This window comes from Solibacillus kalamii, from assembly GCF_002174535.1.
Lineage (GTDB): Bacteria > Bacillota > Bacilli > Bacillales_A > Planococcaceae > Solibacillus > Solibacillus silvestris.
This window is the reverse complement of the sequence record NZ_NHNT01000006.1, coordinates 33503-46952: the sequence shown is the minus strand read 5'-3', so window position 1 is coordinate 46952 and position 13450 is coordinate 33503. Positions and strand designations below refer to the sequence as shown.

The 13450-nt window shown below is 37.4% G+C and carries 16 protein-coding genes and 1 riboswitch; of the genes, 10 read left to right on the top strand and 6 right to left on the bottom strand.

The features are described from left to right. Window positions 1-32: 32 nt before the first annotated feature. A complete protein-coding gene (locus tag CBM15_RS10295) occupies window positions 33-365 on the bottom strand; it encodes a magnetosome magnetite crystal formation protein family (protein ID WP_039966819.1) in 333 nt (110 codons plus the stop codon). A gap of 116 nt (window positions 366-481) precedes the next feature. After that, a riboswitch (TPP riboswitch) is annotated at window positions 482-590 on the top strand. Window positions 591-720: 130 nt separating this feature from the next. On the opposite strand from CBM15_RS10295, the gene thiT reads away from it, so the two are divergent. The 4 genes from thiT to CBM15_RS10275 all read left to right on the top strand — a co-directional run bounded on the left by thiT (window position 721) and on the right by CBM15_RS10275 (window position 3877). Next, on the top strand, window positions 721-1287 hold the full coding sequence (gene thiT / locus CBM15_RS10290; protein ID WP_087617424.1) for an energy-coupled thiamine transporter ThiT: 567 nt from the start codon (window positions 721-723) through the stop codon (window positions 1285-1287). A gap of 190 nt (window positions 1288-1477) precedes the next feature. Then, window positions 1478-2230, top strand: a complete 753-nt coding sequence (map, locus tag CBM15_RS10285) for a type I methionyl aminopeptidase (protein WP_008405676.1) — start codon at window positions 1478-1480, stop codon at window positions 2228-2230. 171 nt (window positions 2231-2401) lie between these two features. Then, window positions 2402-3244: a polyphosphate kinase 2 family protein gene (locus tag CBM15_RS10280; protein ID WP_087617423.1), complete on the top strand. Its 843-nt coding sequence runs from the start codon at window positions 2402-2404 to the stop codon at window positions 3242-3244. A gap of 72 nt (window positions 3245-3316) precedes the next feature. Next, window positions 3317-3877 (top strand): GNAT family N-acetyltransferase, encoded by a 561-nt coding sequence (locus CBM15_RS10275; RefSeq protein ID WP_087617422.1) that lies wholly within the window; start codon window positions 3317-3319, stop codon window positions 3875-3877. A 52-nt stretch (window positions 3878-3929) separates the two neighbouring features. Here the strand turns inward: CBM15_RS10275 and CBM15_RS10270 are convergent, their stop codons facing one another. The 3 genes from CBM15_RS10270 to CBM15_RS10260 all read right to left on the bottom strand — a co-directional run bounded on the left by CBM15_RS10270 (window position 3930) and on the right by CBM15_RS10260 (window position 6257). Further along, a complete protein-coding gene (locus CBM15_RS10270) occupies window positions 3930-4499 on the bottom strand; it encodes a beta-class carbonic anhydrase (protein WP_008405682.1) in 570 nt (189 codons plus the stop codon). Window positions 4500-4658: 159 nt separating this feature from the next. Then, on the bottom strand, window positions 4659-4859 hold the full coding sequence (locus CBM15_RS10265) for a hypothetical protein (protein ID WP_008405685.1): 201 nt from the start codon (window positions 4857-4859) through the stop codon (window positions 4659-4661). A gap of 162 nt (window positions 4860-5021) precedes the next feature. Continuing rightward, window positions 5022-6257: an aminopeptidase gene (locus CBM15_RS10260; protein WP_087617421.1), complete on the bottom strand. Its 1236-nt coding sequence runs from the start codon at window positions 6255-6257 to the stop codon at window positions 5022-5024. A 191-nt stretch (window positions 6258-6448) separates the two neighbouring features. On the opposite strand from CBM15_RS10260, the gene motA reads away from it, so the two are divergent. The 4 genes from motA (at window position 6449) to CBM15_RS10240 (ending at window position 10157) form a co-directional block, all read left to right on the top strand. Beyond that, window positions 6449-7249 carry a flagellar motor stator protein MotA gene (motA, locus tag CBM15_RS10255; RefSeq protein ID WP_008405688.1) on the top strand — a complete coding sequence of 267 codons (801 nt, stop codon included), beginning with the start codon at window positions 6449-6451 and terminating at the stop codon, window positions 7247-7249. Beyond that, window positions 7233-7988 (top strand): flagellar motor protein MotB, encoded by a 756-nt coding sequence (motB, locus tag CBM15_RS10250; RefSeq protein ID WP_008405690.1) that lies wholly within the window; start codon window positions 7233-7235, stop codon window positions 7986-7988. Before motA ends, motB begins: the two co-directional genes overlap by 17 nt. A 172-nt stretch (window positions 7989-8160) precedes the next feature. Beyond that, a complete protein-coding gene (locus CBM15_RS10245; RefSeq protein ID WP_087617420.1) occupies window positions 8161-9249 on the top strand; it encodes a carbohydrate kinase in 1089 nt (362 codons plus the stop codon). Further along, window positions 9249-10157, top strand: a complete 909-nt coding sequence (locus CBM15_RS10240; protein ID WP_008405693.1) for a pseudouridine-5'-phosphate glycosidase — start codon at window positions 9249-9251, stop codon at window positions 10155-10157. Before CBM15_RS10245 ends, CBM15_RS10240 begins: the two co-directional genes overlap by 1 nt. Before the next feature lie 85 nt (window positions 10158-10242). Here the strand turns inward: CBM15_RS10240 and CBM15_RS10235 are convergent, their stop codons facing one another. Next, complete coding sequence (locus CBM15_RS10235; RefSeq protein WP_087617419.1) at window positions 10243-10464, bottom strand: DUF1128 domain-containing protein; 222 nt, start codon at window positions 10462-10464, stop codon at window positions 10243-10245. Window positions 10465-10647: 183 nt separating this feature from the next. On the opposite strand from CBM15_RS10235, the gene CBM15_RS10230 reads away from it, so the two are divergent. Continuing rightward, window positions 10648-10977: a hypothetical protein gene (locus CBM15_RS10230; RefSeq protein WP_008405697.1), complete on the top strand. Its 330-nt coding sequence runs from the start codon at window positions 10648-10650 to the stop codon at window positions 10975-10977. Between the two features lie 54 nt (window positions 10978-11031). Continuing rightward, complete coding sequence (locus tag CBM15_RS10225; RefSeq protein ID WP_087617418.1) at window positions 11032-11967, top strand: YihY/virulence factor BrkB family protein; 936 nt, start codon at window positions 11032-11034, stop codon at window positions 11965-11967. Window positions 11968-12256: 289 nt separating this feature from the next. Here the strand turns inward: CBM15_RS10225 and CBM15_RS10215 are convergent, their stop codons facing one another. Beyond that, window positions 12257-13339 (bottom strand): CdaR family transcriptional regulator, encoded by a 1083-nt coding sequence (locus CBM15_RS10215; protein ID WP_087617416.1) that lies wholly within the window; start codon window positions 13337-13339, stop codon window positions 12257-12259. Between the last annotated feature and the right edge of the window lie 111 nt (window positions 13340-13450).

Sequence of the window (13450 nt, the reverse complement as noted above, 5' to 3'; positions counted from 1 at the left end):
AAATATACCCAAAGAAGGAGCTATCATAAACATTAACGTAAAACTTTAATCGCTTGGACTAGATTCCAAATCGCCAGAATAAACGTAATAAGGACTAAAAGAATAAATCCGATAAAATGGGAACTAATAAAGAAATCCTGCACGCTCACTGTCAAAGTGTTATTCCAGGAAAGAACGGAAGTGAAAAAGTAAATCATGTACAAAATCCCTAACAGTATTGGAATTAGTTGAGAAATAAAAGCTTTTTTAGAATGGCCTTTAACGGCTTCATCTTTCGTAACGATAAATATAATTACCGGTAAAATAAACGGTGCAAAATAAAAGCTCAAATAGCTTAGTGCACTTAAACCTTTCGATTGATCCATCATTTATCACTCCTTCGTATCTATTATATGTAATTCTAGTACGTTTCAAAATAATAGTTGTTGAAAGTTGTAGAAATATTCGTTACAATGAGCATGTTCAAACAATAAAAATTTAGATGTACCACAAGGGGTGCCGAGAAAGTCGGCTGAGATTGTGCACGGGATTGCACTGACTCTTTGAACCTGTAAGTTAGCACTTGCGTAGGGATGTGGATAGAATCCGACTGTTCAAACGATAGTCAGGCTTTTGTCCTGATTATCGTTTTTTGCTTTTTCTAAATACCTAGAAGAAGTAAAAGTTCCATTCTATCCCTCTTCACTTTTGTTACATCGGATAAAAGAAAGGGGAATTGTTATGGACAGAAAAAAATTATTGATGATGGTGGAGATAGCGATATTTGCTGCCATCGGACTTGTATTGGACCAAGTATCTTTTAAAATGTGGGCACAGGGCGGGTCAATCAGCTTTGTTATGGTACCGATTATGTTAATGGCCATTCGTTGGGGACTAACAGCAGGACTTGCAACAGGCTTGCTGATCGGCGTTATGCAAATGATGTTCGGCGCTTACATAGTACACTGGCTTCAGGCGATTTTAGATTACGGTCTAGCCTTTACAGTAGTAGGATTGGCGGCAATTGTAAGAAAGCCATTATTACAGGCAACACAATCACTCAATAAAGTAAAAATGGCAATTTATATCGTTATAGGAGCTCTAATAGGCGGAGCTTTAAGATTTGTTTCGCACTTGCTCGCAGGTGTCGTGTTCTTTAAAGAGTACGCAGGCGATGATAATGTGTGGATCTACTCAATAATTTATAACAGTACTTATATGGTACCTGCTACAATAATTACAGCGGTTATTGCAGTTATATTATTCACATCTGCACCCCGTTTACTCAAAAAAGCACAAACACCATAATGAATTGAAAACTCAAGGCTTGCAGCAAGGGATTATTTTCCCGTTGCAAGCTTTTTCTATTTTCTATTGTACAATGTCGTATTAATTTGATCATAAATCCAAATAATTTTAAAATCCTTGAACAATTACAACCGATATTAAGTATGCTATAGTTAAGGGTAGACATTGTTTAAGAGGAAGGAAGTTACACATGATTGTTACTACACAAGAAGAAATAGAAGCGTTTAAAAAAATTGGACGCATTTGTGCTGAAATTCGCGAGGCAATGAAAGCTGCGACAGTACCTGGCGTGACAACGAAAGAATTAGATGAAATTGCAGGCCGTATGTTTGCGGAAGCAGGCGCGGTTTCTGGTCCTAAAGGCGAATACGATTTTCCGGGATATACATGCATTTCAGTAAATCACGAAGTTGCACATGGCATTCCAGGGAACAAGGTTATTCAGGACGGCGATATCGTAAACATTGATGTATCGGGCTCTTTAAACGGATACTTTGCAGATACAGGTATTTCTTTTGTTGTTGGTGAAGGTTATGAAGATAAAGAAAAACTTTGCTCTGTAGCAAAATCAGCATTTGACCGTGCGATGACAAAGGTTAAAGCAGGTTCGAAATTAAATCAGATCGGTAAAGCGGTAGAGCGTGAAGCACGTGATCACGGGTTGACGGTAATTATGAACTTAACAGGACACGGCTTAGGAAAATCATTACACGAAGAACCAAACCATGTATTGAACTATTACGATGCTTGGGATACGACAATCATGAAAGAAGGCATGGTGTTGGCGGTAGAGCCGTTCATTTCGGCGAAGGCTGAGCACATCGTAGAATCAGGTGACGGCTGGACATTTATTACACCGGATAAATCATTAGTTGCCCAGATCGAACACTCGATTATTGTAACGAAAGATAAACCAATCATTTTAACAACATTGGAAGACTAAATTATAACCGTGGGTGCATATATAAGTGCGCCCGCGTTTTTTTGTTCTATTAAAACAGGATGCCGACATAAAATAATCAAATGATTCAAATAAATAACCGCAACAATTACCAATTGCATACACTTTCGAGTAAAATATACATAATAAATGGAATAGGGGAGGCAGCACTATTTGAAAAAGCTACAAGATGTGGATTTATCGCAAAAACTGGAGAAAGAAATCTATAAGAAGCAATTGAAAGCTTTGCAATATGAAATGCTAAATGCCCAGCAATTTTTATTTAATAATAAAATTGGCCTTATTATTGCATTTGAAGGAATGGATGCAGCAGGAAAAGGGGGAGCGATTAAGCGTTTAACAGAACGTATCGATCCGCGTGGGTTAATGGTATGGCCAATTTCTGCCCCGCAGCCCCATGAGATGCGCTATCATTATATGCAACGCTTTTGGAGAAAGCTGCCGCAGCATGGCCAGATTGCGATTTTTGATCGCTCTTGGTATGGTCGGGTGCTGGTGGAGCGTATAGAGGGTTTTGCTGAAGAAGCAGAATGGAAGCGTGCTTATGAAGAAATAAATAGTTTTGAGAAGCAATTGACAGATGAAGATTATATAATGATAAAATTTTGGATTCATATCGATTCGGATGAACAGCTTAAACGTTTTAATGAAAGAGCAGCCGATCCATATAAATCATGGAAATTGACGGCTGAAGATTGGCGGAACCGTGATAAATTTAATTTATATTGTGAGGCAGCCGATGAAATGTTTGAAAAAACTGATTCTGAAAACGCTCCTTGGCACTTAATTCCGGGGAACGACAAAAACTATGCACGTGTTCAAGTACTAAAAGAAGTAGTTATCCATATAGAAAAAGAAGTTACAAAGCGCGGATTAAAGCTCACGAACATTTTCGAAAGCGGTAATAAAACAACTGCACATAAAGAGAAATCGGAATTTATAGATATAACACCAAAGCCTGTAAAATCAAAAAAGAAAAAGTTGAAAAAACGGTAGCAAGCTTTGAAATGAAATGTAGGTGGTTCAATGAAAAGCTTATTCAAGCTATTTCACAAGAAGGAGGGTCCAATGGTTCAACTTATTGGGCAACAATGTTCGCTTCGCACGTTTACCCCGTCCGATGCGAAAGGATTGGCAAAATTATTAAATGACAATAAAATGTATTGGTCCGAATTTGAGCCATTACATCGCGATGAATTTTATACAGAACAAGTACAGTACAATAAAATTTTGGAAAGCATACATTTGTTGCAGTCAAACCGGGAATTTTCATTCGGCATTTTTTATAATGCAACAGGTCAGTTAATCGGGCATATTTCCCTCTATTCAATTAAACGTTTACCTTATTCAAGCGGTTTTATCGGCTATTCGATGGATGAGAAGTTTACAGGTAAAGGAATTGTCACTGAAGCGGTACGTCTAGTAATGGAATTTGCTTTTATTACGTTAAATATTCACCGGATTGAGGCATATGTCGCCCCGCAAAATTCTGCTTCCATTCGTGTATTGGAAAAGTCGGGCTTTACAAGAGAAGGGTTATTACGAGAGCTATTATATATAAACGGAAAATGGGTGGATCATTATATGTACGCCATTTTACAGCGGGAATATAAAGGGGCCTCATTATAAAAAATAGCGGCAGTGCTCATTATATTGAGCGCTGTCGCTAATTACTTATTATTTATTTTTGTTCAACTGTGCCGTCTGTTACTAAATCAAGTTTTCCTGTTGCAGGATCGATGATAAGACCATGTACTGGAACGCCTTTTGGCATTAACGGATGTGTTCTGACTAAATCCACACTTTTTAATACACTTGTTTTAACATCCCCAAAACCGCGTAACCATTCTTTTAAATCAAAACGGGCATAATTGATGACATCAATCGTTTCCTGTTTAACCCCGCGTTCAAGCATATGGCCGATCATTACGTTCGGATCAACTGCACTCATTCCGCAGTCATAGTGGCCGATAATATATACTTCATCTGCCTGTAATTCATAAACGGCTACAAGTAAACTGCGCATGATCCCGCCGAATGGGTGATTTACGATTGCCCCTGCACTTTTTACAACTTTGACATCCCCATTGCGCAAGTTCATAGCTTTAGGTAGTAATTCTACTAAACGTGTATCCATACAAGATAAAACTACAATTTTCTTATCTGGAAACTTCGTTGTGGCATATTGTTCATATTGTTTTTCTTCTACGAATTTTTCGTTAAATTCTAAAATCGTTTGCAATGCAGACATTGTTCTTCAAACCCCTTTCGATTCTTGTTTTATTGTAAAATATTTTTTAGATAATTCAAACAAATGCGCACTAATAAAGTTAAAAATAAAATAAATAAAGAAGAAGTGATGTATTAATATCAAAAAAACAACCACTCAATAGAGTGGTTGTAAAAAAATTTAATGATGATGGTGACCATCCAATGATTTTTCGTTTGGCGCAAATGTATTTGCCTTTGAATCTACTATAACAGAGTCGTGTGATTGTAAACCAATACGTAAGTACATAATAAACATAAATAAGAATACAAGAAGTATAACCGTAAACCCTAACACTAACGTATAGTAGTCAGATAAGAACGGATAATGGTGATCAAACATTATAAAAACTCCTCTCTATTTAGTAATAACAATCATTAACCAATTATACCCTATTAAATTGGAACATTGTAGGGTAATTTAGTTAGTTAATGTAGAAAAAACTGTAAATATGGCGACATCTTGAAATTTTATTTATCGGTAAAGCCGGAAGTAAAACAGCGGTTAAAATGCCCAGTTCCCATTACGGAAAACTGGCTCGCTTTGCCCATCAGCTGTAACACCATCAATATTCATCTGTTCAGAGCCAATCATGAAGTCGACATGTGTAATGCTCTCATTTAAACCGTGAGCTTTTAACTCATCAGACGACATTGACTTGCCGCCTTCGATACAAAATGCATAGGCGCTGCCAATTGCCAAGTGATTTGATGCATTTTCATCGAATAGTGTATTGTAAAACAAAATATTCGATTGTGAAATTGGAGAATGGAATGGAACAAGCGCCACTTCTCCTAAATAATGTGATCCCTCGTCTGTAGCAACAAGATTTTTTAATACTTCTTCACCTTGTGCTGCCTCTACTTGAACGATACGACCGTTTTCAAATGTAAGTTTAAAGTTATCGATAATATTACCACCATAGCTTAATGGCTTTGTACTAGATACATACCCGTTTACACCATCTTTATGTGGTACTGTGAAAACTTCTTCTGTCGGCATATTTGCCATGAATTCTTCGCCTTTTTCGTTAATACTGCCTGCCCCGCACCATAAATGTCCTTTAGGAAGCTCGATCGTCAAGTCCGTCCCTGGAGCTGAATAGTGTAATTTTGCATAGTTTTTATTGTTTAAGTAATCAACTTTTTCATGCAAGTTGTCATTATGCTGTGCCCATGCTTCTACCGGGTTATCCAGATCCGCACGTGTTGCTTTAAAGATGGCATCCCATAATGCCTCTACTTGCTTTTCTTCCGGCAATTCAGGAAATACTTTACGAGCCCATTGTTTAGATGGAGCTGCAATGACCGTCCAGCTAATTTTATCTGACTGAACATATTGACGATATTTGTTCAATGCAGTGCCTGAAGCCTTTTGGAATGATGCAATACGTTTTGAATCAATGCCAGACAGTAAATCGGGGCTTTGGGATACGATGCTCATAAATGCCGCACCTTCTTCAGCAAGCCATTCACGTTCCTGTACTTTCCAAGGCGGGAAGAAATCGAAAGAATCCGACGGTGCCAGCTCATATCGAGTGCGTGTAATTTGATCATCTGTATAATCTACAAATACTTGTTTGGCTCCAATTTCATAAGCGATTTTTGTCACTACTTGTACAAATGGTGCCGATTCGATAGAGGCTGCAATATACAAATATTGATTTGGCTGAATATTGACACCGATTTTTACTGCTAGTTCTGCGTATTTCGTTAGCTTTGCTTCGAACGTTGAATTCATTGATTCATTCCTCCAATAATTATCTTAAAAATTAGTTAATTCTTAACCTATTATTACTCATATTCCAGCTCAGAAAAGAACAATAATGTGTCAAAAATAAAAAAATCTTCTTATAACAAGTGTAAAGGAAGTTAATAAAAATTTAAATATACCGAAATAAGAAAAGACATCGTAATTTGGAGGTACTACATATGGATATTTCATCAGTTGTTGGGGTTATCATCGCCTTTATCGCCCTGTTATTCGGGATGTTTTTAAAGGGCGTTACACCGGAAGTGTTAATAAACCCTGCTGCTATTTTAATTATTATTTTTGGTACGATTGCTGCAGTTACAATCGCTTTCCCAATGAAGGAATTAAAAAGAATTCCAAAGCTTTTTAAAATTTTATTTTCAGAAACAAAACTCGCAAGTGATATCGACTTGATCAAAATGTTTTCACAATGGGCAGATTTAGCTCGTCGTGAAGGGCTATTGGCATTAGAAAGCAAAGCAGCTGAAATTGAAGATCCATTTTTAAAAAATGGACTGACATTAGCGATTGATGGACAAAACGCAGACTATATTCGCGATGTTTTAACAGAGGAAGTTGAAGCGCTGGAAGACCGCCATGCAAGTGGAGCAGGCATTTTTTCACAAGCAGGTACTTATGCACCGACACTTGGGGTATTAGGTGCTGTAGTAGGCCTTATTGCTGCATTAAAAGATATGTCTGATATTGATAAATTAGGACACGCCATTTCAGCGGCCTTTGTTGCGACATTATTAGGTATCTTCACTGGGTACGTATTATGGCATCCATTTGCCAACAAGTTAAAACGTAAATCCGCTGTAGAAGTTAAGCAAAAGCTAATGATGATTGAAGGGATTTTATCCGTACTTGAAGGTGAAGCACCTCGTGTAATCGAGCAAAAGCTGGCTTCATATTTAACAATGGAAGAACGTAAGCAAATTACCGAAAGCGGGGCGGGTGGCCTTGGCAAAGAAGCGTAAAAGACATAAAAAGCATGAGGAACATATTGACGAGTCCTGGTTAGTACCTTATGCAGATATATTAACGTTATTACTAGCATTATTTATTGTACTTTTTGCATCAAGCTCAGTGGATGAGAAAAAATTGGAGCAAATGTCTGCAGTATTTAATAATATTTTTACCGGTGGCACAGGTGTAATGGACAACTCATCTATCATACAAACACCGGATAACTCTACACCAACAGGTATCTCTAAATATATGGAAGATCAGCAACGCCTACATGAAACGCAAAACCGTGTGGACGAGTTTATTGCGATTAATGAGCTGGAAGACCAGTTTGAAACGAAAATGACAGAAGAGGGATTATTAATTACAATCCGGGACAGTATTTTATTCGATATGGGACGAGCAGATGTGAAAGCGGAATATGCAACAATTGCTGACGAGCTTGCTCAATTATTAATGTTTGATCCACCGCGTAATATTGTCATTACTGGTCATACAGATAATGTACCGATTAAGACACCGGAATTTGATTCCAACTGGGATCTGTCTGTAATGCGTGCAGTAAACTTCATGAAAGAAATTGTTTCGGGAAATGAACAACTTGATTCCAAATACTTCAGTGTAAAAGGTTTCGGAGAATTCCAGCCGATAGCTACGAATGATACTCAAGAAGGCAGAGCCAAAAACCGCCGTGTTGAAGTGCTCGTACAGCCACGTATAGCAGAAAATGGCGATGTAATAGTAGAATAGCAAGAAAGCTGTTTGGAAGGGAAACTTTCCAAACAGCTTTTTTGTTATGTCACAGCTCATAAAAGAAAAAAGTACTTCCATACTACGCAAGACGAAAAATTTAATATTAATTTGACATTACGCAAACAAAAGTTTATAATAATAAACAAATGTTTGATTAGAGGTGATAAAGTTGAATGAAAAGGAAAAATTGATTTTCCAATTAATAAAGAAGAATCCCTACTTATCACAACAGGAAATGGCAGAACAACTGGGAATGTCCAGGCCAGCGCTTGCTAATATAATCTCTTCGCTTATAAAACGAGGGGAAATTTTAGGACGTGCCTATGTTTTGCCAGAGAAAAATCAAATCATTGCAATTGGTGGTGCCAATATCGATCGTAAATTCACTATTGAGCAAAATGTCCAATTAGGGACTTCCAATCCTGCTTCTGTTACAGAATCGGTAGGCGGTGTTGCCCGCAATATCGCTGAAAACTTAGGGCGGTTAGGCAACCGTGTTTCTTTAATTACTGTAATGGGTGAAGATCATGATAGTGCATTTATTGAACAAAATTGTAAGAGTATGATGAATGTGGATTTAGTAGAGAAATTAAACGATTATAATACAGGTTCTTATACAGCAGTACTTGATAATATGGGTGAACTGGTAATATCGATGGCAAATATGGCGATTTATGATCAGTTGTTGCCGAGTATTTTAAAAAAGCACGAGGCGATACTACAAAATGCCAGCTGTATTGTCATTGACTTAAACAGCCCATTAGAAACAGTAGAATATATTAGGAATTTCGCAATAGAGCGTAATATCGCATTGGCGGTTATCCCTGTTTCTTCACCTAAGATGAAGAATATGTCGCAGGATCTGCACGGTATCCGTTACTTTATTTGCAATCGAGATGAAGCGGAAAGCTATTTAAATGTGAAGCTGGAAACATATAGCCAATATGAAAAGGCTGTTAACATGTTGTTGCAAAAAGGAGCGGAGCATGTTGTGCTCACTCTTGGCGAACATGGAGTAATGGTGGGGAACGAAGGTAATATAGTACACTACAAAGCCATTGCAACTAGAAATATAGTAGATGTTACAGGTGCCGGAGATGCTTTTGTTAGTGCATTTTTACATGGTTTATTAAACGATGAAGAGCTTGAAGAAGCAATCCAGCTCGGGTTGGTAAATGCATCGAAAACATTGCAATCGGACAAAACAGTACGTGAAGATTTAACAAAAGACAACTTAATCGAATGGAGGAATTTATAATGAAACAATATTTATCATATTCACAAGAGGTATTAGAAGCTAAAGAGAAAGGCTTACCAATCGTAGCGTTGGAATCAACAATTATTTCACACGGTATGCCATATCCTCAAAATGTACAAACAGCTCGTGAAGTAGAACAAATTATTCGTGATGGCGGTGCAGTACCGGCAACAATCGCATTAATCGATGGGAAAATTAAAATTGGTTTATCTGATGAAGAATTAGAAATGTTCGGTAATGCTCAAGGTGTAGCAAAAACAAGCCGTCGTGATATTGGCTATTTACTTGCAACAAAGAAAATCGGTGCAACTACTGTAGCGGCAACAATGATCTGTGCTGAGCTTGCTGGTATTGAACTATTCGTAACAGGCGGTATTGGTGGGGTTCACCGTGGCGCTGAAACTACAATGGATATTTCTGCAGACTTGGAAGAGCTGGCAATGACAAATGTGGCTGTAGTATGTGCAGGTGCCAAATCAATTTTAGACATCGGCTTAACATTGGAATACCTTGAAACTAAAGGTGTACCGGTAATTGGTTACGGAACAGATAAATTGCCTGCATTCTATGCACGTGAAAGTGAATTCGATGTAAATATCCGCGTTGATTCTGCAGAAGAAACTGCTGCAATTCTACGTGCTAAGTGGGATTTAGGTTTACGTGGCGGTGCATTGATCGCAAATCCAATCCCAGTAGAAGATGCTATGGAATCAAGTGTTATTGACGGAATTATTGACAATGCATTAAATGAAGCGAAAGAACAAGGCATCGCAGGCAAAAATGTAACGCCATTCTTATTGGGTAAAGTGAAAGAGCTGACAGAAGGTAAATCACTGGATGCCAATATTGCCCTTGTTAAACATAATGCCCGTGTAGGTGCAAAAATTGCTGTCGAATTAAATAAATAATTAATATTTCCTGGGGAATAGGGAATAAAAAAAGAAGCTTGTCGAATTAATCGATGAGCTTCTTTTTCACACTATGCTATTGATGTTATTTACGAAGGGTGCCTAGTTCAGCTACGATGGCATTCATTTCACTTGGGCTAAATGAATCGCGTTTCATAACCATTTCGTATAAATATTGTAGATCTTCGTATTTTTCTTCATCAAATGCAGAAGACTGCATAGCATCAACATTTACCATACGAAGTTTTTCTTTAATTTGCTCGATCATATAGATGACATTCTGTTGCGATGGGTTGGATAAGTCCATAATTTTTGCCCCTACCTTTCAATGTTTACAAAAATATCATTTCATGCAACCATCAACTTGTCAACAGGATAAAGTTGACTGAATACTTTTAATAATATTGGATATTCGTTAAAATACATATAGATAAGTTTTATGAAAAAATATTAGGGGAATACGAAAGCATATAGTAGGAGGAGAAAACTAATGAAAAGTAAACTATTACCTTTTATAGCAATTGGAGCAGTAACAGGTGCAGCAATTAGTATGTTGGATAAACAAACACGTGAGCATACTGTAGAAACAGCAAAGAAAGCAAAAGATACAGTAGCATACTATGCTGAAAATCGTGATGAATTAGTGGCGTTGGTAGAAACTAAGATGGAACAAGCGCAATCTTTGTATGGGACAGTAAATAATGGTGTCCAATCAATTATGCAAAATGAAAATGATATTAAAGAGTTACCTGCTACAATTCAAAGTATGGTTTCAGAAACGATTCAGGCTTTCTCAAAAAAGGATGAACAAATCGGGTAATCGGATGTCCATGATATCCACTGAATCAACATAATGTGAACAGGTGGTGGCAGCATGGAAGAAAAGGGAGAACTAAAAGAAAAGATTTCGCTAGTTAAATCATATGTTTCACCGGAGCGTAGCCAAATAAATATACTGACGACAAAAGGGTTTATCCAAGATTTAATTTATCGAACTAAAAATGTGGACATGTCAGGCATGGGGGCACAGTTGGCCTATTTTTTCCTGTTATCATTTTTCCCTATGCTTATTTTTATGGTAACGCTTTTACCTTACTTAAATTTGGAACAAGGGCAAATATTCGATTTTTTAAGTGATGTTATGCCGGAAGAAGTATATGGACTGATCGAAACGACATTAACAGATGTTTTGAACAATCAAAACGGCGGTTTACTTTCAATCGGTATCATTGGTACACTATGGTCTGCCTCTAGAGGTGTAGATGCACTGATGAAATCATTAAACCGTGCGTATGATGTAGAAGGCAGAGCAGGATTTTTAAACCGTTTATGGTCACTTGTTTTTACAATTGCATTAGTTGCAGTTATTTTAATAGCACTTGTATTCCCGGTTTTTGGTCAGCAGATCGGCAATATCGTATTCGGCTATTTAGGTGTAGAGGAGTCATTCGCAAGCGTTTGGACCTTTGTGCGCTGGATTACGCCGCCAACACTTATTTTCATCGTAATATCAGTCATGTATTGGATTGTGCCGAATACAGATCCTCGGTTAACGATGTTCAGTGTGATTCCGGGTGCTGTTTTTGCGACTTTGGGCTGGCTTGTATTAACGTACGGGTTCTCATTCTATATTAATAATTTTGGCAATTACAGTTCAACATACGGCAGTATCGGTGGGGTCATTATTTTAATGCTTTGGCTATATTTCACAGGAATGATCATCATATTAGGCGGATTGCTTAATGCGTCATTCCAAAAAAGGCAACTTGCTAAAGAAAGTAAAAAGCAAGCCAAATCACCTGTTTTTTAGGTGGAAATTAGATAATCCAGAAATGCTATTTTTCTCTTTGAGAAAAATAGCATTTATTTGCTGAGCGTTAAAAATTGATTTCCATTCCGGGACGCTTTCCGCGGGCGTGGCCTGAGCCTGTAGTCTCAGGCGTCACGCTATTCCCGCAGGAAGCTTTGCTTGTAGCGAAAGGCGTTAGCCGACAGCTACACTCGCCCTCCATTCCAATCAATTTTACAAAATATCCGTTCTTAATAATGTTTTTCTTCTTATCCATCGGTACTTCTACCTCTATCCCAACCTCATTTTTTTATAGGTTCAGTCCTTCACGATGCCATAGTGCGATTTGCAGTTTTAATGCATCATGAAACTCCGCAGGATTTAAAAAGGTTTGCTCTCTAATTTGAGAAAGCCGATAAGCTAACGTATGTCGGTGTATTTGCAATTCGTCGGCAGTCGCTGAAGCTGACTTGTTATTATTAAAAAAGCATTGCAATGTAGCAATTAATTTATCATCCAGTTGGTTCAATGTTTTTATACTGTAGGGATGGGCCACCTCTGGATTAAATAAGGTGAATACTTCAACTTCCTTATGGTAGATTACTTTCGAGACGGTATGGTGATGCTTTAAAGCTAACTGCGCTGTTTTATAGGAATGCGGTAACCGTTCAAGATTTTCGACATGTTCACCGACAGCTATTTTAATACTGAATTTGCTTTTTATATAAGTATTAAATGCTTCCACTATTTTTGTTAAAGTTGTTTGATCCAATTCTGTAGTTAAAATAAAGTATTCATCTAGCTGAAAGTGTCCAAAGATAACGGGTTTGTTATAAAAGAAATCATCGATATATTGTATGAGTGTCCGGTGGGAACCAGTCTTTTGTTCGGCCTTTAATAATATGATGCAATAGGGGGCAATAAAGGGTATGGCCAGTTTATTTATCCGTTCTTTTACAAACCGATTTATAGAAGTGCCACTAATTAGTTCCTCAAAAATATGTACACTCATTTTCCGCTGCCATTCGCTTTTAGATTCAATAAGAGCCTGATGGACTAATACCTCTGCTGTTAACTGAACTAATGAAGAAATATTTAGCAGTTCCTCATCGACCACACCGGTAATTCCAATAATACAAACGATTTCCTCCTGAAAAAAGATCGGCAAATTTATCCCGTGCTTAGTTTGCGGGAAATCATGAATATTGTCGTCTGATATTATGAGCGTTTTCTTCGATTCTGCTACAAACTTCGCGCCTTCATGAAACTTTTCCACCCGCTCCTTATCTCCGGAAGCTAATATAATACCGTCAATGCTCATTACATTTACATTACGCTTTAACCGCAGCATTGTTTGTTCTACAATTTCATTTGCCAGTCTTATTGTTAACAATTTATACACCTCGTATAAAAATAAAGTAATAATTAATAAAAAATTATACAACAAGTATAAAGTAAATTCAGAATATTACTACTATAATTTTTGTAAGCGCTTTATTCATGT